The organism is Flavobacterium aquidurense (assembly GCF_031458035.1).
Lineage (GTDB): Bacteria > Bacteroidota > Bacteroidia > Flavobacteriales > Flavobacteriaceae > Flavobacterium > Flavobacterium aquidurense_C.
Window position 1 is genome coordinate 106,694 of sequence record NZ_JAVDXR010000006.1, and the last position, 23,785, is coordinate 130,478.

General features: G+C 33.2%; 22 protein-coding genes. 12 read left to right on the plus strand and 10 right to left on the minus strand.

Features of this window, described 5'->3' with window-relative positions; translation table 11 throughout:
- Positions 1–88 precede the first annotated feature (88 nt).
- Both J2X17_RS11285 and J2X17_RS11290 read left to right on the plus strand, forming a co-directional pair.
- Complete coding sequence (locus tag J2X17_RS11285) at positions 89–2,425, plus strand: ATP-dependent helicase (RefSeq protein WP_310297833.1); 2,337 nt, start codon at positions 89–91, stop codon at positions 2,423–2,425.
- Between the two features lie 225 nt (positions 2,426–2,650).
- Positions 2,651–3,271 (plus strand): L-threonylcarbamoyladenylate synthase, encoded by a 621-nt coding sequence (locus J2X17_RS11290; protein WP_310297836.1) that lies wholly within the window; start codon positions 2,651–2,653, stop codon positions 3,269–3,271.
- 188 nt (positions 3,272–3,459) lie between these two features.
- Here J2X17_RS11290 and J2X17_RS11295 read toward each other — a convergent pair whose 3' ends face one another.
- The 3 genes from J2X17_RS11295 to J2X17_RS11305 are packed head-to-tail and all read right to left on the minus strand — an operon-like array spanning position 3,460 to position 5,819.
- A complete protein-coding gene (locus J2X17_RS11295) occupies positions 3,460–4,293 on the minus strand; it encodes an OmpA/MotB family protein (protein WP_310297839.1) in 834 nt (277 codons plus the stop codon).
- Positions 4,294–4,327: 34 nt separating this feature from the next.
- The gene (locus J2X17_RS11300) at positions 4,328–5,347 is read right to left on the minus strand and encodes a glycosyltransferase family 2 protein (RefSeq protein ID WP_310297841.1); all 1,020 of its coding nucleotides are present in this window, start codon (positions 5,345–5,347) and stop codon (positions 4,328–4,330) included.
- Positions 5,348–5,366: 19 nt separating this feature from the next.
- A complete protein-coding gene (locus J2X17_RS11305; RefSeq protein WP_310297844.1) occupies positions 5,367–5,819 on the minus strand; it encodes a type I restriction enzyme HsdR N-terminal domain-containing protein in 453 nt (150 codons plus the stop codon).
- Between the two features lie 96 nt (positions 5,820–5,915).
- Between J2X17_RS11305 and holA the strand changes: the two genes are divergently transcribed.
- The 3 genes from holA (at position 5,916) to ettA (ending at position 8,931) form a co-directional block, all read left to right on the plus strand.
- Positions 5,916–6,920, plus strand: a complete 1,005-nt coding sequence (gene holA, locus J2X17_RS11310; RefSeq protein WP_310297847.1) for a DNA polymerase III subunit delta — start codon at positions 5,916–5,918, stop codon at positions 6,918–6,920.
- Between the two features lie 72 nt (positions 6,921–6,992).
- Positions 6,993–7,169: a CAL67264 family membrane protein gene (locus J2X17_RS11315; protein ID WP_089069631.1), complete on the plus strand. Its 177-nt coding sequence runs from the start codon at positions 6,993–6,995 to the stop codon at positions 7,167–7,169.
- A 70-nt stretch (positions 7,170–7,239) separates the two neighbouring features.
- Positions 7,240–8,931, plus strand: coding sequence for an energy-dependent translational throttle protein EttA (ettA, locus tag J2X17_RS11320; protein ID WP_026985169.1), 1,692 nt, complete (start codon positions 7,240–7,242; stop codon positions 8,929–8,931).
- 223 nt (positions 8,932–9,154) lie between these two features.
- Here ettA and J2X17_RS11325 read toward each other — a convergent pair whose 3' ends face one another.
- Both J2X17_RS11325 and J2X17_RS11330 read right to left on the minus strand, forming a co-directional pair.
- On the minus strand, positions 9,155–9,598 hold the full coding sequence (locus J2X17_RS11325; RefSeq protein ID WP_310297851.1) for a thiol-disulfide oxidoreductase DCC family protein: 444 nt from the start codon (positions 9,596–9,598) through the stop codon (positions 9,155–9,157).
- 292 nt (positions 9,599–9,890) lie between these two features.
- Complete coding sequence (locus J2X17_RS11330) at positions 9,891–12,056, minus strand: endonuclease MutS2 (protein WP_310297854.1); 2,166 nt, start codon at positions 12,054–12,056, stop codon at positions 9,891–9,893.
- 111 nt (positions 12,057–12,167) lie between these two features.
- Between J2X17_RS11330 and ung the strand changes: the two genes are divergently transcribed.
- Entirely contained in the window at positions 12,168–12,836 is a 669-nt protein-coding gene (gene ung / locus J2X17_RS11335; RefSeq protein ID WP_310297857.1) for a uracil-DNA glycosylase, read from the plus strand.
- A 30-nt stretch (positions 12,837–12,866) separates the two neighbouring features.
- Here ung and J2X17_RS11340 read toward each other — a convergent pair whose 3' ends face one another.
- From J2X17_RS11340 to porX, 5 genes are all read right to left on the minus strand, one after another.
- Entirely contained in the window at positions 12,867–13,253 is a 387-nt protein-coding gene (locus J2X17_RS11340; protein WP_310297860.1) for a DUF4258 domain-containing protein, read from the minus strand.
- Between the two features lie 37 nt (positions 13,254–13,290).
- Positions 13,291–14,490, minus strand: a complete 1,200-nt coding sequence (locus J2X17_RS11345) for an alanine dehydrogenase (protein ID WP_310297862.1) — start codon at positions 14,488–14,490, stop codon at positions 13,291–13,293.
- A gap of 82 nt (positions 14,491–14,572) precedes the next feature.
- Entirely contained in the window at positions 14,573–15,046 is a 474-nt protein-coding gene (locus J2X17_RS11350) for a GNAT family N-acetyltransferase (protein WP_310297864.1), read from the minus strand.
- Between the two features lie 111 nt (positions 15,047–15,157).
- Positions 15,158–15,565, minus strand: coding sequence for a tRNA (adenosine(37)-N6)-threonylcarbamoyltransferase complex ATPase subunit type 1 TsaE (gene tsaE, locus J2X17_RS11355; protein WP_310297866.1), 408 nt, complete (start codon positions 15,563–15,565; stop codon positions 15,158–15,160).
- Positions 15,566–15,690: 125 nt separating this feature from the next.
- Positions 15,691–17,244, minus strand: a complete 1,554-nt coding sequence (gene porX / locus J2X17_RS11360) for a T9SS response regulator signal transducer PorX (RefSeq protein WP_310297868.1) — start codon at positions 17,242–17,244, stop codon at positions 15,691–15,693.
- A 220-nt stretch (positions 17,245–17,464) separates the two neighbouring features.
- Between porX and J2X17_RS11365 the strand changes: the two genes are divergently transcribed.
- The 6 genes from J2X17_RS11365 to J2X17_RS11390 all read left to right on the plus strand — a co-directional run bounded on the left by J2X17_RS11365 (position 17,465) and on the right by J2X17_RS11390 (position 23,785).
- Entirely contained in the window at positions 17,465–18,694 is a 1,230-nt protein-coding gene (locus tag J2X17_RS11365; RefSeq protein WP_310297871.1) for an HD domain-containing protein, read from the plus strand.
- 39 nt (positions 18,695–18,733) lie between these two features.
- Entirely contained in the window at positions 18,734–19,777 is a 1,044-nt protein-coding gene (lpxD, locus tag J2X17_RS11370) for a UDP-3-O-(3-hydroxymyristoyl)glucosamine N-acyltransferase (protein WP_310297873.1), read from the plus strand.
- Positions 19,770–21,158 (plus strand): bifunctional UDP-3-O-[3-hydroxymyristoyl] N-acetylglucosamine deacetylase/3-hydroxyacyl-ACP dehydratase, encoded by a 1,389-nt coding sequence (locus tag J2X17_RS11375; protein WP_310297875.1) that lies wholly within the window; start codon positions 19,770–19,772, stop codon positions 21,156–21,158. The genes lpxD and J2X17_RS11375 overlap by 8 nt, the downstream gene beginning before the upstream one ends.
- A gap of 75 nt (positions 21,159–21,233) precedes the next feature.
- Positions 21,234–22,019 (plus strand): acyl-ACP--UDP-N-acetylglucosamine O-acyltransferase, encoded by a 786-nt coding sequence (gene lpxA / locus J2X17_RS11380; RefSeq protein ID WP_017497513.1) that lies wholly within the window; start codon positions 21,234–21,236, stop codon positions 22,017–22,019.
- Between the two features lie 133 nt (positions 22,020–22,152).
- A complete protein-coding gene (gene efp, locus J2X17_RS11385) occupies positions 22,153–22,719 on the plus strand; it encodes an elongation factor P (RefSeq protein ID WP_035624093.1) in 567 nt (188 codons plus the stop codon).
- A 136-nt stretch (positions 22,720–22,855) separates the two neighbouring features.
- On the plus strand, positions 22,856–23,785 hold the full coding sequence (locus J2X17_RS11390) for a UDP-3-O-(3-hydroxymyristoyl)glucosamine N-acyltransferase (protein ID WP_310297885.1): 930 nt from the start codon (positions 22,856–22,858) through the stop codon (positions 23,783–23,785).

Here is a 23,785-nt window from a genome sequence, read left to right on the forward strand (position 1 = left end):
TAGAATCTTAGTACCTCAGAACCTTTCATTTGCATCTTAGGAACTTTCTTTTTTAATTCTTATTTTTGCATAAAAGGAGAACAATTTCATGCAAAAATATATTGACCAGCTCAACGAAGCACAACGAGAACCCGTTTTAAAGAAAGACGGGCCAATGATTATTATTGCTGGTGCAGGATCTGGAAAAACCCGTGTTTTAACAATTAGAATTGCTTATTTGATGGCTCAGGGTGTTGATGCGTTCAACATTTTGTCGCTTACTTTTACGAATAAAGCAGCCCGTGAAATGAAACACAGGATTTCGGATATTGTGGGAGCAACGGAGGCTAAGAATCTGTGGATGGGAACTTTTCACTCGATTTTTGCCCGTATACTTCGTTCGGAATCCGATCATTTAGGGTATCCTTCTAATTTTACAATTTACGATTCGCAGGATTCGGCACGACTGATTTCTTCAATCATAAAGGAGATGCAGCTGGATCGTGATATCTATAAGCCAAAACAGATTTTAGGCCGAATTTCAAGTTATAAAAATAGTCTGATTACGGTAAAAGCCTACTTTAATAATCCAGAATTGGTAGAAGCTGATGCAATGGCAAAAAGGCCACGATTGGGAGAAATTTATCAGCAATATGTAGAACGGTGTTTTAAGGCGGGAGCGATGGATTTTGATGACTTATTGTTAAAAACCAATGAGCTACTGACTCGTTTTCCGGAAGTATTAGCAAAATATCAGAACAGGTTTCGTTATATTTTGGTTGATGAGTACCAGGATACAAATCACTCTCAGTATTTGATTGTTAGGGCTTTATCTGATAAATTTCAGAATATTTGTGTGGTTGGAGATGATGCACAGAGTATTTATGCTTTTCGTGGAGCGAATATTAATAACATCCTGAATTTTCAAAAAGATTATGAAGGTGTTGTAATGTTTCGCTTGGAGCAAAATTACCGTTCGACCCGAAATATTGTTGAAGCGGCTAACACTGTAATGGAGCATAATAAAACCAAATTGGACAAGGTTGTTTGGACGGCGAATGATTTTGGAGCAAAAATTAAAGTTCATCGCAGTTTGACCGATGCAGAGGAAGGTCGTTTTGTGGCGAGTACTATTTTTGAACAGAAAATGCAAAATCAGCTTCCAAATGGAGCTTTTGCAATTTTGTATCGTACTAATGCACAATCGCGTGCGATGGAGGATGCGTTGAGAAAGCGTGATATTCCGTATCGAATTTATGGTGGATTATCTTTCTATCAACGAAAAGAAATCAAGGATGTTTTGTGTTATTTGCGTTTGGTAATTAATCCGAAAGATGAAGAGGCTTTAATTCGAGTAATTAATTATCCGGCACGTGGAATTGGAGATACGACGGTTGAAAAATTAACTATTGCGGCCAATCATTACAAGCGTTCGATTTGGGAAGTAATGGTAAATATTGATAAAATCGATTTGAAACTGAATACTGGAACAAAGAATAAACTGAATGATTTTGTAACCATGATTCAGAGTTTTCAGGTAATCAATGAAAATCAGGATGCATTTTATATTACTGATTATGTGGCCAAAAAAACCGGTTTGGTTCAGGAATTAAAGAAAGATGCTACGCCGGAAGGAATGGCTAAAATTCAGAATATCGAAGAGCTTTTAAACGGTATAAAAGATTTTACGGAAGGACAAAGAGAAATTGACGGGGCAAGAGGTGCATTATCTGAGTTTATGGAAGATGTGGCACTTGCAACTGATTTAGATAAAGATACATCTGATGAAGATCGTGTGGCGTTGATGACGATTCACTTGGCGAAAGGACTTGAATTTCCGCATGTTTTTGTGGTAGGTATGGAGGAAGATTTGTTTCCGAGTGCCATGAGTATGAGTACCAGAAGTGAATTGGAAGAAGAACGTCGTTTGTTTTACGTAGCTTTAACTCGTGCAGAACATCAAGCCTATTTAACCTACGCACAATCGCGTTATCGATGGGGAAAACTCACAGACAGTGAGCCATCGCGTTTTATTGAAGAAATTGACGGACAATATCTCGAATATTTAACACCTGCGGAAAGCAATTACCGTTATAAACCAATGATTGACGGTGATATTTTTGGAGATGTTGATAAATCAAAACTAAGATTGGCAAAACCGGTAGGAGGAACGCCGCCAAAATATATTACGGATAACGAGCTAAAACCGGATTTAAATATCAGAAAATTAAAACCTGTTGCAGGAAATAATCCTAATTCAGCAGCGCCAAATTTATTTGATAGCAAATTAACTGTTGGGAATATTGTAATGCACGAACGTTTTGGAAAAGGAGAAGTCGTTAATTTGGAAGGTTTCGGAGCAGATAAAAAAGCCGAAATTAAATTTGAAGTTGGCGGAATTAAAAAATTATTACTAAGATTTGCTAAGCTTGATATAATAGGGTGAAAAAGAAGTTTCAAGTTTCAGGTTTAAGGTCCCTGCTTTGAACATAATTTTACCGCAAAGCACGCAAAGTATTTTTTCTGGTGTGTTTCTAATTGCCTTTATTAAATTCGCAAAGCTTTTGTGGCGAACTTTGCGTAAACCCCCTTGCGAACCTTGCGGTTAAGAAAGATTGCACTAAATTTATACTTGTTACGTGAACAAATTAAACTTTAAACAAAAAAATAAATGGCCGAATTTATAAAAATATACCCTGATAAACCAAGTGAAGCTGCTATTGCAAAAGTGGTAAAGGTTTTGCAAAATGGGGGTTTAGTAATTTACCCAACTGATACTGTTTATGGTTTGGGTTGTGATATTACCAATTCACGTGCTTTAGAAAAAATTGCTAAGATTAAGGAAGTAAAATTAGAGAAAGCAAATTTTTCGTTTATTTGCCACGACCTAAGTAATTTATCAGATTATGTCAGACAAATTGATACGGCAACTTTTAAAATTTTAAAAAGAGCTTTGCCTGGGCCTTACACATTTATTTTACCGGGAAATAATAATTTGCCAAAAGAATTCAAAAAGAAAACAACGGTAGGTATTCGTGTTCCTGATAATAATATTGTTCTTGAAATCGTTCGTCAGTTAGGAAATCCGATAGTTTCAACTTCTATTCGTGATGAAGATGACGTAATTGAATATACTACAGACCCAGAATTAATTTTTGAAAAATGGCAGAATCTTGTCGATATGGTTATTGATGGTGGTTATGGGGATAATGTAGGGTCTACAATTATAGATTTATCAGAACATGAACCTATAATTGTTAGGGAAGGTAAGGGAGATATTGGAATTTTGTAAATAAATACTGAAATTGTATAATAATTCAAAATAATTTAGCTAATTTTAATATAGTTAAAATTTAGTTAGTTAATTTACGATAATGCTATTCTTGATTTATATTTAATTGGTTATTAAAAAAATTAAGGATACATAAAAGCAGGTCAATTGACCTGCTTTTTCTGTATAATAAAGTATGTGACTTTAAATTATTTTGCTTGTTTTTTCATTTCCTTTTCAATCATATCATAGAATTGATCGATTTTAGGCATAACCACAATACGAGTTCTTCTGTTACGAGCTTTGTTCTCTGCCGAATCATTAGCAACTAATGGTACATATGAACTTCTACCAGCAGCAATTAGTTTTGCAGGATTTACACCAAGGTCATTTGTTAACACACGAACAATTGAAGTAGAGCGTTTAACACTCAAATCCCAGTTGTCTAAGATAACTCCGTTGCTTTTGTAAGGAACGTCATCAGTGTGACCTTCAACCATACATTCAAAATCTGGTTTGTCGTTAACTACTTTTGCAACTTTTGCTAAAACAGATTTTGCTTTATCGCTTACTTCATAGCTACCGCTTTTGAATAATAATTTATCAGCAATAGAGATAAATACAACTCCTTTTTCAACATTGATTTCGATATCCGGATCGTTGATTCCAACTGCACCTTTTAAGCTTGTAACTAATGCTAATGTTACACTGTCTTTTTTAGTTAAGGCATCTTGAAGTCTGGAGATTTTTAAATCTTTCTCTTTAAGGCTTTCTAAAGATTTTTCAAGATTTTCAGCTCCTTTAGTAGTTAATACAGTTAAGTCTTTAGAGCTATTAATTAAGTCTTGATTATGTTGTTTATAGCTTTCAGCTGTTGCAGCTAAGCCTGCTTTTTCTTCTAAGCAAGAATTTAATTTAACTGTGCAAGAGTTTAATAAATCTTGGGTCTCTTTGTTCTTAGCTTCTAATGCTGCGTATTGTTTTTTTGATACACACGAAGTTAAGGCCATTAATACTGATAGTGCAATTACTATTTTTCTCATAGGTATTATATTTAATTAAACGTTGATTACAAATTTAGTTTTTAATATTTTGATAACTGTTAAAGATTTCTTTAAATACAGTCACTTTCTTTATATAATATAGGAAAACGATACTTTTGACGGTATAGTATTGTTGTATTTGAAAATCTTTTCTTTCTCGCAGATACTTTAAAGATATGCAATAAAATGAAAAGTGTGCTTTTAAAATTGCATAAGTGTGTTTGAATTTTCCCTGGGTCAAAAAACGAATACCAGCGATCCCATCCAAAATCATTCTAAAGAAAATTCTAAAAAACAATCCTTTTTTAGGCAGGTTTTTTACAAGCATCAACAATGAATTTCTGAAATTCAAATATGTTTTTTTTGGATTACCCTGTTGCAGGGTTGCGCCTCCTACATGGTAAACCTTTGAACCTGAATTGTATTTTATGATGTGTCCTTCGTTTGCAGCACGCCAGCATAAATCGATTTCTTCCTGATGAGCAAAAAAAGATTCATCAAAACCTCCTAATTCATGATAAACTTCTTTTCGTATAAAAAAACAAGCACCGGAAGCCCAAAATAATTCGATATTGTCATCATATTGTCCGTTGTCTTTTTCGATAGTATCAAAAATGCGTCCTCGACAATACGGAAAGCCATATTTATCTATAAATCCACCAGCAGCACCGGCATATTCAAAATATTCCTTGTTTTTAAAATCAAGAATTTTAGGCTGAATAATAGCAGTTTGCTTTTCATTATCAAAAGTTTCAATTATTGGTTTAAGCCAATTTTCCGTCACTTCAATATCAGAATTAACTAAAGCGTATATTTCAGCGTTTACTTCTTTTAATGCATCGTTATAGCCCTTGGCAAAACCATGATTGCCATTGTTTTGAATGATTTTTATTGAAGGAAAATTCTGTTTTACAAAATGAACAGAATCGTCTGTAGAAGCATTATCAGCTACATAAATTGCAGCTTCTTCTGAAAATTGAATTACTGATGGCAAAAATTGTTCTAATAATTTTTTTCCATTCCAATTTAAAATAACAACTGCAATTTTATCCAAAAGTAAATTTTTTTATAATTTAATAAATTTCTTTATATTCAGGTAAGCCTTGTAAAAACTCGTATTTTTCGTTTTCAAAGTCCATCTGACAGTAATAATGATTCAGGCCGTTTGTGACATTCAAAAACCGTGCCTGCATTGTCATATTATAACGAGCAATTTGATCAAAAGTTGTCTGCGATATTTTGACTTCTGGGGCTTTGCATTCTACTAATATATGTATAGAGCCATCAGAATTAAATACTACAACATCATATCTTTTTCGTAATCCGTTCACTGTTAAAACTTTCTCTACGTTTATGAGTGATTTAGGGTATTTTTTTTCATTCATTAAATAGTGAATAACATGTTGGCGAACCCATTCTTCTGGGGTAAGAATGATAAATTTTTTTCTGATTTCATCAAAAATAGACACTTTATTTTCGCTATTTTTGAATCGAAAAGTATAGGAAGGAAAATTTAGCTTTAACATAAAGCAAAAGTATAAAATAGTTTCAGGTTTCAAGTTTAAAGTTTTAAGTTATTGAATCCAGAACCTGAAACTTGAAACCTGAAACAAAGAATTTGAATGGACGAAGTTGTAAAAATTGTTAATGATATCAAAGCCGGAAATATAAAGCCGATTTACTTTTTGATGGGCGAAGAGCCTTATTACATTGATAAACTATCGGAGTATATTGAGCAGAATGTGCTTTCTGAAGAAGAGAAAGGATTCAATCAGACGGTTTTATATGGAAGAGATGTTTCTATTGAAGATATTGTTTCAACGGCCAAGCGCTATCCTATGATGGCTGATCGTCAGGTTGTTATTGTGAAAGAGGCGCAGGATTTATCCAGAACCATCGATAAAATCGAATCCTATGTAAATAATCCGATGGAAAGTACCGTCTTGGTTTTTTGTTACAAATACAAAACACTTGACAAACGTAAAAAAGTGACCAAATTATTGGCACAAAACGGAATCGTTTACGAGAGTAAAAAATTATACGAAAATCAGGTAGGCGACTGGATAAAAAGAATTCTTGCCGGAAAAAAATATACAATTGACCCTAAAGCCAATGCCATGTTGGTGGAGTTTTTAGGGACAGATTTGAGTAAAATTAATAACGAATTAGAAAAACTACAGATTATTTTACCTCAGGGAACCATGATTACGCCACAACATATTGAGGAAAATATTGGTTTCAGTAAAGATTATAATGTGTTTGAACTTCGAAAAGCAATTGGAGAGCGCAATCAGTTGAAGGCGTATAAAATAGCAGAAAATTTTGCGCATAATCCTAAAGAATATCCATTGGTTATGACAACCGGATTGATATTTGGCTTTTTTGTTCAGCTCTTAAAATATCATGGGCTGAAAGATAAAAATCCTAAAAATGTGGCTGCAGCGATTGGTGTAAATCCATATTTTTTAAAAGAATATGATTTAGCTATCAAAAATTACCCAATGCGAAAAGTCAGTCAGATTGTTGGGGCTTTGCGTGATGTCGATGTGAAAAGTAAAGGTGTCGGCGCAAATGCTTTACCACAATCAGATTTGCTAAAAGAAATGCTGTATAAAATATTTAATTAAGCCGTGAAAATTCACGATATTTGCACTTCTGAAAATAAATCACATTAAAAAATAATTATTTCAACTATGGGAATGAATAAAAATACCGTTTTAGGATGGGCAACTTTTATAATGATACTTATGGGATTGTTACTTATAGGTCTTGGCGCTTTTAGATACAGTGAAGTATCAGGCTGGGGATTTGTAGCTGTTGGTGTTGGTTTTTTTGCTAATGCCTGGGTTTTTAATGCATTGAAAGGAAGAGTTTAGCAAAATTCAATTGCAATAACAATATCAAAATTCAATAGAAAATAATTAATTAAAATAAAAAATATAAAAAATGTCAGACGATAAGAAAGTAATTTTCTCAATGCAGAAATTGAGCAAAACCTATCAGGGAGCAGACAAACCAGTACTTAAAAATATTTATTTGAGTTTCTTTTACGGAGCTAAAATTGGTATTTTAGGACTTAACGGTTCTGGAAAATCTTCTCTTTTAAAAATTATTGCGGGAGTAGATAAAAATTATCAGGGTGATGTGGTTTTTCAACCAGGTTACACCGTTGGTTATTTAGAGCAAGAGCCAATTCTTGATGATTCTAAAACTGTTATCGAAATTGTTCGTGAAGGAGCTGCAGAAACAATGGCAGTTTTAGAAGAATACAATCAGATTAATGATTTATTCGGTCTTGAAGAAAACTATTCTGATCCAGATAAAATGGACAAGTTAATGGATCGTCAGGCAGCATTACAGGACAAAATCGATGCTCTTGGTGCTTGGGAAATCGACACAAAACTTGAAATAGCAATGGATGCTTTGCGTACGCCAGAAGGAGATACGCCAATTAAAAACCTTTCAGGAGGTGAACGTCGCCGTGTAGCTTTATGTCGTTTGTTGTTACAACAGCCTGATGTATTGTTACTTGATGAACCAACCAACCATTTAGATGCTGAATCTGTACTTTGGTTAGAGCAACACTTAGCACAATACGCCGGAACTGTAATTGCGGTAACGCACGATAGATATTTTCTAGATAATGTCGCAGGTTGGATTTTAGAGTTAGATAGAGGAGAAGGTATTCCGTGGAAAGGAAATTATTCTTCCTGGTTAGATCAAAAATCTAGTCGTATGGCACAAGAAGAAAAAGTAGCGTCTAAACGTAGAAAAACCTTAGAACGTGAGTTGGACTGGGTTCGTCAGGGAGCAAAAGGTCGTCAGACGAAACAAAAAGCGCGTTTACAGAACTACGATAAATTGTTAAACGAAGATCAAAAACAACTGGATGAAAATCTGGAAATCTATATCCCGAACGGTCCGCGTTTAGGAACCAATGTTATTGAAGCTAAAAATGTTGCCAAAGCTTTTGGAGATAAATTATTGTATGATAATTTAAACTTCACCTTGCCGCAAGCCGGGATTGTTGGAATTATTGGACCAAACGGTGCTGGTAAATCGACAATTTTCAAAATGATTATGGGTGAACAAGCTACAGATAGCGGAGAATTTTCAGTTGGAGAAACAGTAAAAATCGCTTACGTAGATCAGTCACATTCTAATATTGATCCAAATAAATCAATCTGGGAAAACTTTGCTGACGGTCAGGAATTAATTATGATGGGAGGAAAGCAAGTAAACTCAAGAGCTTATTTGTCTCGTTTTAACTTTGGTGGCGGCGAGCAAAACAAGAAAGTTTCAATGCTTTCTGGTGGAGAACGTAACCGTTTGCACTTAGCAATGACTTTGAAAGAAGAAGGAAACGTACTTTTATTAGATGAGCCTACGAATGATTTAGATGTAAATACGCTTCGCGCACTTGAAGAAGGTTTGGAGAATTTCGCAGGTTGTGCCGTAATTATTTCGCACGACAGATGGTTCTTGGATAGAATTTGTACACACATTCTAGCTTTCGAAGGAGATTCTGAAGTTTACTATTTTGAAGGAGGTTTCTCTGAATATGAAGAAAACAAAAAGAAACGTTTAGGTGGTGATTTAACTCCAAAACGTCTGAAATACAGAAAGTTAATTAGATAATAAATCTAGTGAATTTCAAATTTTAAAATCCCAAATCCCAACTTAAAAACTGGAGTTTGGGATTTTTTTTGTAGTAGTTTTGATATTTCGAGGAACGAGAAATCCTCGTTAGAAGCTCTATAAAGATTGGATTCTCGTTGCGGAGCTACTTGCGAGGATTTCTCCTTCGTCGAAATGACAATATTGAGATAATTAGAATTTGGAATTTATAAATTGGAGTTTTTTAAATAAACTTAGCCTTTAATTCCGGAGTAGGAATCATACAACTCTCTTTTTTACCATACCATTTGTAACGATTCCTGGCAATATAATCGTAAAAATAATTTAGAAGTTTTTCAGGAAATATTTTTAAAATTGAAATCAAACTATAAATCCCTCCCAGTTCTTCTGCAATTTCTGTAGCTGCCGAAGATTTATAATAATAGGCGACGCCCGGATGATATAAAATAATACTATCAATTCTAGTTTGATCCACACCAATGTACTGGCAAATTTCTTTTCCCAATTCTGATTGCAAAGCCACAAAACGAAAAATATCTTTTGTATCATTTTTGATGATAAATTGAACTGCGCCGTTGCATAAATTGCAAACACCGTCGAAGAGGATAATTTTTTTGTTTTTTGGAATGTTTACGAGAAACGACGCAATTTCGGTTTGTGTCTTCATATACTATAATTGCTTATTTTAGTGAGATTGCTTCGTTCGTCGCAATGACAAAACTATAAATAAAATATAAATTGTAGGATTTTTATTACTATAAATTTTAGTTATTAAAAATTGTACTTGAATAAATTTATCAAATTAAAATTCACTCGCATAAATTTATTTTAAAAGCTTTTTAGAAATTCAAGATCTTCACTCTCGTATTTTTTATAATCGTATCTTAAATCGCCTTATTTTAATTTCGATGATTTTTCGTCATAATTTTAAACTGAAAACTGTGACCGAAAACTGAAAACTATTTTTTTGCAGCCTCAACCAATTCCAATTCATCTAAACTTACTTTCGAAGTAAAAATTCCGTAATTTACAGTTGCTTTATTTTTTTCTATTGAATCGATACTTCCAACAGATCTTCCATCTAACATTCTTACACGGTCACCAACTTTTAAAATTGGTTTTGGTTTTTCTATAACAGGTTTGAGTTTCTTTTCTTTTTTCTCTTTTCGAATTTCTTCAACCTGAACTGAAACTTCGGCAATAACTTCTTTTTTCTTTTCGATTATAGCTTTGGCTTCTTTTGGAGTTGCTTTTTTACGTTTTGAATTTTCAATTTCTATGATTTTCAAAAACTCACCAATAAGTTCCTTCTTATTTTTATTGTTGAAATATTTTTCAGAGATATCTTCAATTTTTTGACCAATGTAAATTGTCTTTTGGTTGCTGTCGTATAATTCCTGATAGCTTTCCAATTTTTGTTTAATTTTTACATTGATGTTTTCCATCTTTTTGCTTTCTTCACGAGCTCGGGTTTCTTCTTCTTTAAGATTTATAGAAGTTTTTTCAAGCTTCGATCTTTCCTTTTGAAGAGTAGCAATAGTTTTGTCAAAACGAACTTTTCCAACTTCAATTTTCTTTTTCGCGCGGTTGATCAGTCCAAACGGAATACCATTTTTCAAGGCAACTTCAAAGGTAAACGAACTTCCGGCCTGACCTAAAGCCAGTTTATACATTGGTTCTAATGATTTCTCATCAAACATCATATTTGCATTTGTAGCAAAAGGCAATTCGTTTGCGAGAATTTTCAAATTGGAATAATGCGTGGTAATAATTCCGAAAGCTTCACGATGGTAAAATTCTTCTAAGAAAATTTCTGCCAAAGCACCTCCCAATTCAGGATCAGAACCTGTACCAAATTCATCAATCAAAAACATTGTTTTCTTGTTACATTTCTTCAAGAAATAATTCATATTTTTTAATCGATAGCTATATGTACTAAGATGATTTTCAATAGATTGATTATCTCCAATGTCAGTCAGGATTCTATCAAATAGGAAAGTTTCACTACGTTCGTGAACTGGAATCAGCATCCCTGATTGTAACATCAATTGTAATAAACCAACCGTTTTAAGCGAAATTGTTTTTCCGCCTGCATTTGGCCCTGAAATTACAATGATTCGGTTATCTTGCTTTAATTCAATTGTTTGTGGATGGGTAACTTCGTTTTTTTGTTTGTTATTCAAATACAAAATAGGATGATACGCTTCTCTAAAGTATAATCTTCTTTCTTCAGTAATTGTTGGTAAAATTCCGTTGATTCTGTTGGCGTATTTTGCTTTTCCTGCTACGACGTCAATATCACTTAAAAACTCCTGATATTCAACTAACAAGGACAAATAAGGACGAATCTGATTCGATAATTGTTTTAGAATTCTGGTAATTTCTTCTTTCTCTTCATATTCAAGATTGGCTAATTCTCTTGAATATTTCAACGTAGCTTCTGGTTCAATATATGCGATGCTTCCGGTTTTGGAACTTCCTAAAATAGAACCTTTTACTTTACGGCGATACATGGCTAAAACCGCCAAAACCCTGCGATTCTGTACAAAACTTTCTTTGATATCATCTAAATATCCAAGTCCGTTGTATTGTGTTAAAGCTACTCCAAAACTCTGATTTACTTTACCGCGTACCAGGTTCATATTCTGGCGAATACTCAACAAAGCCGGTGAAGCATTGTCTTTTATTTCGCCATATTTATCAACGATAGCGTCAATGGTTGTAACAATATCTTTAGTATATTCAACCCTTGATGCTCTTGCATTTAGATTCGGATAATAATCATCAAACTTTTTAAGGAAATTCAGTAAGAAATTGGATGTAGATGAAAGTGTTGCAATTTTTCTAAAACTTCCTACTTCAAGGAAACTGTCTTCAATTGCTAAGAATTTGATTTCGTGTGTTATGGCGTCAAATCCATGATTCGGAATGGCGTTGTTATTTTGAAAAGACGAAACATATTCTGATGTTTGCATTAAAGCCTGCATCAAAGTTTCTTTATCTCTAAATGGTGTTATTTGTAAAGCTTTTTCTTTTCCAATATCAGTGTTACAGCCTGCTGAAATAGTTTCTAGCACTGTTGGAAATTGTAAATCTTGTAATGTTTTTTCGGTAATGGAAATCATTATATATCGTAAGTTGTAAAGGTTCAAAGTTACAAAGTTTTAAAACGAAATAGTACTATTAATTAGTAGTTTGAAAAAAACTTTGCGAAATTTGTAATAAAATTAATCAAAATGAAAATTAATCTTTCTCAGGAATGGCAAGATGTTTTGGCAGATGAAATTGCGAAGCCCTATTTTAAAGAATTGCTTTTGTCTTTAGAAGAAGATTGTAAACATCATATTTGCTATCCGCCTTTGGATTTGATTTTCGCTGCTTTTAATCATTGTTCTTTCAAAGATGTGAAAGTGGTTATTATTGGCCAGGATCCTTATCACGGGGCAGGAGAAGCTAATGGGTTAAGCTTTTCAGTAAATGATAATGTAAAAATCCCACCTTCTTTGCGTAATATTTTCAGGGAAATAAATTCAGACTTGGATTCCGTTTTTATGCCAACTTCCGGTAATTTAGAAAAATGGGCAGATCAGGGTGTTTTGCTTTTAAACGCTTCATTGACAGTTCGAAAAGATAGCCCAAACAGTCATAAACACTTAAAATGGAATCTTTTTACTGATGCTGTTATTCAGGCAATTTCTGATAAAAAAGAAAATGTTGTTTTCTTATTATGGGGAAGTTTTGCCCAGAAAAAAGGACTGAAAATTGATCGTTCCAAACATTTTGTTTTAGAATCAGGACATCCTTCGCCAATGAGTGCCAATCAGGGAAAATGGTTCGGAAACAAACATTTTAGTAAAACAAATGAGTTTTTAAAATCAAAAGGAATTAAAGAAATTGAGTGGTAGCACTTATTTCTCGAAATGAAAAAATGAAGATTATTTTTCAGCAGGTTTCTTAGTAATTTCTTCTAAAACAGCTTTGTTCTCATAGTTTGTTATTTTTAGAATAATCTCTTGATTTTTAACTGTTTTTCCTTCGATGATATAAAGTTTTCCTTTGTTGAATGGAACATTGCTTTGATCAAAATCAACATCACCAAATTGTAATGTATTTTTAATATCAGCAGTATCAACCCATTTTTCGTTCAAAGTCTGAATTGCTTTTTCAGAATACTGAAAAGGTTTTGTGCGCAAATTATTTAAAACTCTGGCGTTTGGAAAGTAGTTGCAACGGGTGTCTTTTCCGCTAAAAACAAGGGCTACAAAAAAGCATCCCATAATCAAACCAATCAAATAATAAGCAAAACGATGTACGAACTTCATGAATTAATTTTTTTTGCAAAGGTACACTAAAGTTCTTTTAAAATACAAGTAAATTAATATCGTTGTCTGGCAAATCAAACCATTCGCCAATTGCTTTATTAGTTAGGATTCCATGATATAAATAAATTCCGTTTTTTAAGCCTTTATTACATCTGATAGAACTTTCTAAACCACCATCTTCAGCTATCTGCAGTAAGTACGGAGTAAGGATATTGCTTATTGATAGTGAGGCAGTTTTAGAATATCTCGATGGAATATTTGGCACACAATAGTGTAAAACATTACTTTTAATAAAAGTCGGTTTTTCATGAGTAGTAACTTCAGAGGTTTCAAAGCAACCACCGGTATCAATACTTACATCAACAATTACAGCCCCTTTTTTCATGTGTTCCACCATGGTTTCGGTAACCACAATCGGGCAGCGCTCTTTGCCTCGCATTGCGCCAATCGCTACATCACAACGTCTTAAAGCTTTAAGTAAGGCTTTTTGTTGTACTGTAGAAGTAAAAATTCTCTGATTCAGATTGTTTTGTAAACGACGCAATTTTGTGATAGAATTATCAAAAACTTTTACGTTTGCACCAAGTCCAATTGCGGTTTTGGCAGCAAATTCGCCTACAGTTCCGGCACCTAAAATTACTACTTCAGTAGGAGGAACGCCTGTAATATTTCCGAATAAAAGCCCTTTTCCGAATTCATCCGTGATCATTAACTCTGCTGCGATTAGTATTGAAGCAGTTCCGGCAATTTCACTTAAAGATTTAACAGCCGGATAAGATCCATCTTCATCTTTAATATATTCGAATGCTAGTGCAGTTATCTTTTTTTGCGCTAAAGCTTCAAAATATTCTTTCTTCTTGGTTTTTAGCTGAATAGCCGAAATGATAATCGTTTCAGGATTTATCATTTTGATTTCGGCCAACGTTGGAGGCTCCACCTTTAATAACATCGGACAACCGAAAACTTTTTTAGTGTCTTTCGTTACTTCAGCACCCGCATCAGCATATTCTTTGTCAGAATAGCTGGAGCTTTCTCCTGCTCCGGACTCAATCATAACACGGTGCCCTTCATAAGTGAGGGAATTCACAGCGTCTGGAGTCAGGCAAATACGACGTTCCTGATAACTTGTTTCTTTAGGTATTCCTATGAAAAGCTCTCTTTTGAATCGGCCAATTTCAAGTTTTTCTTCTTGTGGCAACAATTGCTGTTTCGTAAATGGAGTTAAGGTGATTGACATGGGTTGTGCAAATATTAAGAGTACAAATTACGTAAAAAGTTTTAAAATCAATGTAAAAATTGTGCTAATACTGCTTTAAGAATTAACGTATTATTTTTTCCATTTTAATGTCGGCTCTTTCGTAACTGACATCACCTAAAGACACTTCGGTAAAACCAAATTTTTCATATAAATGAAGCGCCGGAAGCAAAATTCTGTTTGAATACAGTATTAACTTTTTGATGTTATTTTTTTCGGCAACAGCCACACAGTGCGATAATAGTTTATTTCCAATTCCAAGGCCTTGTGCTCGGTCTGAAACAGCCATTTTACTCAGTTCGAATGTAGTATCATCAACTTTTATCAAAGAAACAGTTCCGATAATTTCGTTATTATATTTGGCGTAGAAAATCAATCCGCCATTATCAATTATTTCTTCCTGCGGATTTGACAGCACCAATTCATCTTTATCTTCAACCCTAAAATACCTTTGAAGCCATTCTATGTTTAAGGTTTTGATGTGTTCTTTTAAATCTTGAGTAAACGGGATTATTTCTACTGTATTTTGGGTATTCATTTTATATATTTTTGTTTCACAGAGATTCACAAAGTTTTCGCGGAGCAGCACAAAAAAATAAAAAAAATCTCTGTGGATCTTTGTGAAAACTTCGTGAATCTCTGTGGAATTTTAAATCAATTCCAATTTTCTTTTTCCATCCGCCATTAACTCAATTGTAACGGTAGAATGTTCTTCAGGAAGTAAACTTGCAATTTTTTCTGACCATTCAATAAAACACCAATTACCTGAATACAAATAATCATCAACACCCATATCAAGTGCTTCGGTTTCTTTGTTTAATCTGTAAAAATCAAAGTGGTAAACTGTTTGATTGTTAGAAGTATAGTATTCGTTAACTAAAGAAAAGGTTGGACTGCTTGTGGCGTCCTGAACTCCCAAACTTTTGCATAATTGTTTTATTAAAGTAGTTTTTCCAACGCCCATTTCTCCGTTAAAAAGAATGATTTTTTTAGGGTTTGAAGCTATAATTTGCTCTGCTACTTCCTGAATTTGATCTAATGAAAAAACGATATTCATTGTTATTTTATTTTAGTGCGATTGTTTTTCGCGAAAGCGAAAAGTTTTTTAGCCACAGATTAAAATATTTCATTGATTTTTTAATCTGTGAAAATCTGTGAAATCTGTGGCATTTATTTTAATTTTTATTTCGGGTTAAAAACCAAAAACGGTATAATCATTTCTTCCAATGAAATTCCGCCATGCTGGTAAGTATTTCGGTAATAACTCACATAATGATTGTAGTTGTTTACATAAGCTAAAAAATAATCATTTTTGGCAAAAATAAAAGAACTACTCATGTTTATTGCTGGTAAACCAATGTCCTTTGGCTCCTTTACAACGTACACATCCTTTTGTTCATACGTTAAACTACGACCGGTTTTATAACGCAAATTTAAGCTTGTATTTTTATCCCCAACAACTTTCGAAGGATTTTTTACATTAATTGTCCCGTGATCCGTGGTCAGAATTAATTTGAAACCTAGTAACTGTGCTTGCTGAATGATTTCTAAAAGAGGTGAATTTTTAAACCAGCTTAAAGTTAGGGAACGGTACGCTTTATCATCAGAGGCAAGTTCTTTAACCACTTCCATTTCGGTTTTAGCGTGAGACAGCATGTCTACAAAATTGTAAACTACAGTTACCAAATCATTTCCTTTTAGGGCTTTAAAGTTTTCCGCTAATTTTTTTCCCCCTGCATAATTGGTGATTTTAAAATAATCTTCTTTAATATTTAATCCCAAACGTTTTAATTGCGCAGAAAGAAATTCGGCTTCGTAAAGGTTTTTCCCACCATCTTCCACATCGTTTTTCCAATATTGCGGAAATTGTTTTTCCATTTCTATTGGCAATAATCCAGAGAAAATAGCATTTCTGGCATATTGCGTAGCAGTTGGAAGAATAGAGAAATAAGGAACTTCTTTTTCTAATTTATAATAGTTAGAAACCACGGTTTCAAAGGATTTCCATTGATCGTAACGTAAGTTATCAATAACTACAAATAAAATAGGCTTGTCTTTCTTTTTAAGTTCAGGAACAACTAATTCTTTAAATAAATTGTGAGATTGAATTGGTTTATCTGCTTTTGGTGCAAACCAGTCTTCGTAATTTCTTTCAATATATTTTCCGAATTGCGAATTGGCTTCAACCTTTTGAGATTCAAGTATTTCAATCATACCCTGGTCGTTGATATTCTCTAATTCTAATTCCCAAAAAATCAGTTTTTTATACAATTCAACCCAATCTTCAAAAGAATTAACCATTGCTAGCTCCATGGAGATTTTGCGAAATTCCTTCTGATAATCTAAAGTCGTTTTCTCAGAAATTAATCTTGAATGATCCAGATTTTTCTTCAAGCTCAATAAAATCTGATTTGGATTCACCGGTTTAATCAAATAATCAGCGATTTTAGAACCAATGGCTTCTTCCATAATATATTCTTCCTCACTTTTGGTAATCATAATCATCGGGATGGCCGATTTTTTTTCTTTCATTTCCGAAAGAGTTTCCAAACCGCTCATTCCAGGCATATTTTCATCCAAAAAAACAATGTCAAAATTGTCTTCTTCAAACAAAGTAATGGCGTCTAAACCATTGTTACAAGTGGTTACAGCGTAGTTTTTTTTCTCCAGAAATAATATATGTGGCTTTAAAAGATCAATTTCATCATCAACCCAAAGTATTTTTATCTTATCCATAAACAGTTTTATTTTAATGCAATTTAAAAGTTAAGAACTTAAAAAGTATTAAAAATAGTATAAAATTAAGAATAACAAATTGAGTTTTCTTTATAAGTAAAACTCGGAAGAATGATTGTTAAAAAAATAAAGCTCTTGAGTGTCATTTTTTTAAGTTAAAAACCCAAAGCACTTTATAGTTATTTACTTATATTTGTTCACCTAAAAAAATAACCAAATAGTGACTCAAATTAACAAGTTAAAAATATTTAATGATCCCATTTATGGCTTCATATCTATCCCGAATGAGCTTATTTACGACTTAATTCAGCATCCGTATTTTCAGCGTTTGCGCCGTATTTCTCAAATGGGATTATCCTATTTGGTATACCCTGGAGCGAATCATACCCGTTTTCATCATGCTTTAGGCTGTATGCATTTGATGCAGAAAGCAATCGAAACATTACGTTTTAAAGGAGTTGCGATTTCATCAGAAGAAGAAAATGCTTTATATATCGCTATTTTACTGCATGATATTGGTCACGGTCCATTTTCGCATGCTATGGAAAAGAGTATTGTTGAAGATGTGAATCATGAAGCGATTTCCTTATTATTCATGAATCAGTTAAATGAGGAATTTGACGGTAGATTAAGTTTGGCAATTCAGGTTTTTAAAGGAGATTATCACAGAAAATTCATGTTGCAATTGATTTCAAGTCAGTTGGATATGGATCGAATGGATTACCTAAAACGCGATAGTTTTTACACCGGTGTTGCAGAAGGAAATGTAAATTCGGAACGATTGATCCAGATGATGAATGTAGTTGATGGTGTTTTGGTGATTGAAGAAAAAGGTATTTATTCTGTAGAAAAATTCCTGCTTTCCAGAAGATTGATGTACTGGCAGGCTTATTTACACAAGACAAGTTTGGTGGCCGAATTAATCTTGATGAAAGTTTTAAAAAGAGCCAAAGAATTAACCTTAAAAGGAGTAAATCTGCCTTGTAGTGAACCGCTTTTATTTTTTATGCAAAATAAAGTTGATTTGAATGGTTTCGATGCTGAAAAATTGGATTTATTTTCTCAATTAGATGATTTTGATATTATAAGCGCTTTGAAAGCGTGGCAAAAACAAGATGATTTTATACTTTCTACATTGAGTAAAATGATTATTAACAGAGACTTATTGAAAATCAAGTTAAGTGCAGAAAAAATTCCGATAGAAGAATCACAATCGATGAAAGAAGAGTTTGCTGAAGAACATCATATTTCGCTTTTAGAAGCCGGATATTTTATTTTCAGGGGAAAAATTAAAAATCAGGCTTATAGTAAAGAGGCAGAACCAATACGAATTTTGAAAAAAGATAAAACAATTGAAGATGTTGTTGAGGCTTCTGATCAGCTGAATTTGAAATCATTATCTAAATTGGTGACAAAATATTATATCTGTTTCCCAAAACAACTTATATAAAATTAACATTTAAAATCTATTTTTTATATTTTTGTCGCAATGAAATTTACAGCAGAACAAATAGCAGGAATTTTAGAAGGAGAAGTTGTTGGGAATCCCAATGTGGAAGTTTCTCGCTTATCTAAAATCGAAGAAGGCGAAGAAGGATCGCTGACCTTTTTGGCTAATCCCAAATATATCAACTACATATATACTACAAAAGCTTCAGTGACAATTGTTAATGATACTTTTGAGCCTGAATCAGAAATTACTACAACTTTAATAAAAGTAGAAGATGCTTATGCGTCTTTTTCTAAACTTTTACAGTTTTACAATCAGGTAAAATTAAATAAAAACGGAATAGAAGCACAATCTTTTATGTCAGAAGGAACTAAATATGGCGAAAATCTATATTTAGGAAGCTTTAGCTATATAGGTCAAAACGTTATTTTAGGTGATAATGTTAAGATATATCCAAACAGTTTTATCGGAGACAATGTTACTATTGGTGATAATGTATATATTTTTGCCGGTGCCAAAATATATTCTGAAACCATTATTGGAAATTTTTGTACCATACATTCCGGGACTATTATTGGTGCAGATGGATTTGGTTTTGTACCAAATGAAGATGGAGAATATAACAAAGTACCACAAATTGGTAATGTAATTATAGAAGATAATGTAGATATTGGAGCCAATACTACAATTGACAGAGCAACTCTTGGTTCTACAATTATTAGAAAAGGAGTTAAATTAGACAATCAAATTCAGATTGCCCATAATGTAGAAGTAGGTAAAAATACCGTAATTGCAGCACAAACTGGAGTTGCAGGTTCTACAAAAATTGGCGAAAACTGTATGATTGGCGGGCAAGTTGGTATCGCAGGCCACTTAACTATAGGAAATAATGTAAGGGTTCAGGCACAGTCAGGAATTGGAAGAAACATCAAAGATGACGAAATTTTGCAGGGAAGCCCGACTTTTACCTATAGTGATTTTAGTAAGTCATATGTTCATTTTAAAAACTTACCAAAAATTGTAGCCGAACTGGAAGAATTAAAAAAACAAATAATAAACCCAAAAAATGGAAATAATGGTTAAACAGAAGACCATCAAAAATGAAATTTCACTAACAGGAGTTGGATTACATACTGGAAAAGAAGTTACAATGACTTTCAAACCAGCTCCAATTAATAATGGTTTCACTTTTGTAAGAGTAGATTTGCAAGGCCAGCCGGTCATTGAAGCTGATGCTAATTATGTTGTAAATACACAAAGAGGTACAAATTTAGAAAAATTAGGTGTAAAAATTCAAACTCCAGAGCACGTACTGGCTGCATTAGTTGGTTGTGATTTGGATAATATTATCATAGAATTAAATGCTTCAGAGCTTCCCATAATGGATGGTTCTTCAAAATATTTTGTTGAAGCAATTGAAAAAGCAGGTGTTGAAGAGCAAGAAGCTAAGCGTAACGTTTATGTTGTAAAAGAAGTTATTTCGTTTACTGATGAAGCTACAGGAAGTGAAATTCTGGTAATGCCAAGTGATGACTATCAGGTTACTGCAATGGTTGATTTTGGTACCAAAGTTTTAGGTACACAAAATGCTACTATGAAAAGTATAGCTGATTTTAAAGAAGAAATAGCTAATTCAAGAACTTTTAGTTTTTTACATGAATTAGAGTCTTTATTGGAAAACGGCTTAATTAAAGGTGGAGATTTAAATAATGCTATTGTTTATGTAGATAAAGAAATTTCTGACTCTACAATGGAAAATTTAAAGAAAGCCTTTGGTAAAGAAAAAATATCAGTAAAACCAAATGGTGTTTTAGATAATCTTACTTTGCATTATCCAAACGAAGCTGCGCGTCATAAATTATTAGATGTTGTGGGAGATTTAGCTTTGATTGGAGTTAGAATTCAAGGTAAAATCATTGCCAACAAACCTGGGCATTATGTAAATACTCAATTTGCCAAAAAAATGGCGAAAATTATCAAAATTGAGCAAAGAAATCACGTGCCTGTTTATGATTTGAATCAGGAACCTTTGATGGATATTCATAAAATCATGGCTGTTTTGCCGCACAGACCACCATTTTTATTGATTGACAGAATTATTGAAATGTCTGAAAGTCATGTTGTTGGAATGAAAAATGTAACGATGAATGAAAATTTCTTCGTAGGTCATTTTCCTGAAGCACCAGTTATGCCAGGCGTTTTAATTGTTGAAGCAATGGCGCAAACAGGTGGTATTTTAGTTTTAAGCACAGTCCCGGATCCTGAAAATTATTTAACATATTTTATGAAAATAGACAATGTTAAATTCAAGCATAAAGTATTACCTGGTGATACGTTAATTTTTAAATGCGAATTGATTTCTCCTATAAGAAGAGGGATTTGCCATATGCAGGCAAATGCATACGCAAACGGAAAATTAGTGACTGAGGCAGAATTAATGGCTCAAATTGCAAGGAAACAATAATAATTAATCAATTTTATTGTTTACGTTTGTTGCCCCCGAATTAGACTATTTTAATTTAAAATATAAAAAATACAGATGAATCAACCATTAGCATATGTTCATCCTGGCGCTAAAATCGCTAAAAATGTTGTAATTGAGCCTTTTACAACAATTCACAATAATGTTATTATTGGTGATGGTACTTGGATTGGTTCAAATGTGACCATTATGGAAGGTGCGCGAATTGGAAAAAATTGTAATATTTTTCCCGGAGCCGTAATTTCTGCAGTGCCACAAGATTTAAAATTTGGAGGAGAAGATTCTCTTGCTATTATAGGTGATAATTGTACTATTAGAGAATGTGTGACAATCAATAGAGGTACAGTCGCATCCGGACAAACTATTTTAGGAAACAATTGTCTGGTTATGGCGTATGCTCACATTGCACACGATTGCGAAATTGGAAACAATGCTATTATCGTAAACGGAGTTGCTTTGGCAGGTCATGTTGTTGTCGGAAACCATGCTGTAATTGGCGGTTTAGCAGCTATTCATCAGTTTATTCATATTGGAGATCATGCTATGATTTCTGGCGGTTCTTTGGTAAGAAAAGATGTTCCGCCATATACAAAGGCTGCAAAAGAGCCATTATCATACGTTGGAATTAATTCAGTAGGTTTAAGAAGAAGAGGTTTTAGTACAGAAAAAATCAGAGAAATTCAGGAAATTTACAGAATTTTGTATCAAAAGAATTATAATACAACTCAGGCTTTAAGTATTATTGAAGCGGAGATGGAAGCAACTCCTGAGAGAGATGAGATTTTAGATTTTATCAGAAATTCATCACGAGGAATTATGAAAGGTTATTCAGGAAACTATTAATTTTAGAGTTTAGATTTCTGATTTTAGATTTCTGAACTTGATAAAATAATTACGCATATAATATTAAAACAATTAATGTAGATTTCTGTTTTTTAATCTAAAATCAGAAATCTAAAATCTAAAATTCAAAAAAATGGCATCTACATCAGATATTAGAAACGGATTGTGTATTAAATTCAATCACGATATTTATAAAATCGTTGAATTTCTTCACGTAAAACCTGGAAAAGGTCCTGCTTTCGTAAGAACAAAATTAAGAAGTTTAACAACTGGAAGAGTATTGGATAATACGTTTTCTGCAGGTCATAAAATAGATGATGTGCGTGTAGAGACACATAATTACCAGTTTTTATATGCTGAAGGAGATGAGTTTCATTTTATGAATACAGAATCTTTCGAGCAAATTTCATTAAATAAAAACATTTTGGATGCTCCGGGATTATTGAAAGAAGGAACAAGCGTAATGGTTCAGGTTAATACTGAAACTGATTTGCCTTTATCTGTAGATATGCCGTCTTCTGTAATTCTGGAAGTTACTTATGCTGAGCCGGGAGTTAAAGGAAATACAGCTACAAATGCTACTAAATCTGCTACGGTAGAAACTGGTGCAACTGTAAACGTTCCTTTATTCATCAACGAAGGTGATAAAATTAAAATTGATACGGCTTCAGGTTCTTACATGGAGCGTGTAAAAGAGTAATTTTTAATTAGATAATTTGTCAATGAGTCAATTAGAAAATTGATGCTTTAGCAGAAATTGAATAATTTTTATTTTCTAATTGACCCATTTTCTAATTGACACATTCTCTAATTGACAAATTTTCTAATTATAAAATATGAAATTTCCAAAGATTCATTCTTTACAAGAAATTGCAAATTTGCTTAATTGCGAATTTATTGGTGACCAGAACTTCCCAGTTTTAGGCATGAACGAGATTCATGTCGTTGAACCAGGAGATATTGTTTTTGTTGACCATCCTAAATATTATGATAAAGCTTTACAATCGGCAGCAACTATTGTTTTAATCAATAAAAAAGTTGATTGCCCAGAAGGAAAAGCACTTTTAATTTCTGATGATCCTTTCAGAGATTTTAATACCCTAACCAAACATTTCAGACCTTTCCAGGCAACAAGTGTTTCTATTGCACTTTCTGCAACTATTGGTGAAGGAACAGTAATTCAGCCTAATTGCTTTGTTGGAAACAACGTTACAATTGGTAAAAATTGTTTAATACATCCTAATGTTACGATTTACGACCACACTGTAATTGGAGATAATGTGATTATTCATGCGGGTACCATTTTAGGGGCTGATGCTTTCTACTATAAAAAACGCCCTGATGGTTTTGATCAATTGCTTTCGGGTGGAAGGGTAGTTATTGAAAATAATGTTGGAATTGGCGCTCTTTGTACTATTGACAAAGGAGTTACGGGAGATACTACAATTAAAGAAGGAACCAAAATCGATAATCAGGTGCATGTTGGACATGATACTGTTATTGGTAAAAAATGTTTAATTGCTTCGCAAACTGGTATTGCTGGTTGTGTTATTATTGAAGACGAAGTAACTATTTGGGGTCAGGTAGGAACAACAAGTGGTATTACGATAGGAGCGAAGGCTGTTATCATGGGACAAACTGGTGTTACGAAATCTGTTGAAGGAGGAAAATCGTATTTTGGTACTCCAATAGAAGAATCACGGGAAAAGTTAAAACAATTAGCCAATATCAAAAAGATTCCTGAAATTTTAAATAAATTGAAGTAA

Coding starts and splice junctions, on each gene's coding strand:
- lpxA (WP_017497513.1), top strand. CDS start 21,234: ATGAATCAACCATTAGCATATGTTCATCCTGGCGCTAAAATCGCTAAA.
- holA (WP_310297847.1), top strand. CDS start 5,916: ATGGACGAAGTTGTAAAAATTGTTAATGATATCAAAGCCGGAAATATA.
- J2X17_RS11305 (WP_310297844.1), bottom strand. CDS start 5,819: ATGTTAAAGCTAAATTTTCCTTCCTATACTTTTCGATTCAAAAATAGC.
- J2X17_RS11295 (WP_310297839.1), bottom strand. CDS start 4,293: ATGAGAAAAATAGTAATTGCACTATCAGTATTAATGGCCTTAACTTCG.
- J2X17_RS11350 (WP_310297864.1), bottom strand. CDS start 15,046: ATGAATACCCAAAATACAGTAGAAATAATCCCGTTTACTCAAGATTTA.
- J2X17_RS11375 (WP_310297875.1), top strand. CDS start 19,770: ATGGTTAAACAGAAGACCATCAAAAATGAAATTTCACTAACAGGAGTT.
- J2X17_RS11290 (WP_310297836.1), top strand. CDS start 2,651: ATGGCCGAATTTATAAAAATATACCCTGATAAACCAAGTGAAGCTGCT.
- J2X17_RS11340 (WP_310297860.1), bottom strand. CDS start 13,253: ATGAAGTTCGTACATCGTTTTGCTTATTATTTGATTGGTTTGATTATG.
- porX (WP_310297868.1), bottom strand. CDS start 17,244: ATGGATAAGATAAAAATACTTTGGGTTGATGATGAAATTGATCTTTTA.
- tsaE (WP_310297866.1), bottom strand. CDS start 15,565: ATGAATATCGTTTTTTCATTAGATCAAATTCAGGAAGTAGCAGAGCAA.
- J2X17_RS11315 (WP_089069631.1), top strand. CDS start 6,993: ATGAATAAAAATACCGTTTTAGGATGGGCAACTTTTATAATGATACTT.
- J2X17_RS11345 (WP_310297862.1), bottom strand. CDS start 14,490: ATGTCAATCACCTTAACTCCATTTACGAAACAGCAATTGTTGCCACAA.
- ung (WP_310297857.1), top strand. CDS start 12,168: ATGAAAATTAATCTTTCTCAGGAATGGCAAGATGTTTTGGCAGATGAA.
- J2X17_RS11285 (WP_310297833.1), top strand. CDS start 89: ATGCAAAAATATATTGACCAGCTCAACGAAGCACAACGAGAACCCGTT.
- J2X17_RS11330 (WP_310297854.1), bottom strand. CDS start 12,056: ATGATTTCCATTACCGAAAAAACATTACAAGATTTACAATTTCCAACA.
- J2X17_RS11325 (WP_310297851.1), bottom strand. CDS start 9,598: ATGAAGACACAAACCGAAATTGCGTCGTTTCTCGTAAACATTCCAAAA.
- lpxD (WP_310297873.1), top strand. CDS start 18,734: ATGAAATTTACAGCAGAACAAATAGCAGGAATTTTAGAAGGAGAAGTT.
- J2X17_RS11390 (WP_310297885.1), top strand. CDS start 22,856: ATGAAATTTCCAAAGATTCATTCTTTACAAGAAATTGCAAATTTGCTT.
- ettA (WP_026985169.1), top strand. CDS start 7,240: ATGTCAGACGATAAGAAAGTAATTTTCTCAATGCAGAAATTGAGCAAA.
- efp (WP_035624093.1), top strand. CDS start 22,153: ATGGCATCTACATCAGATATTAGAAACGGATTGTGTATTAAATTCAAT.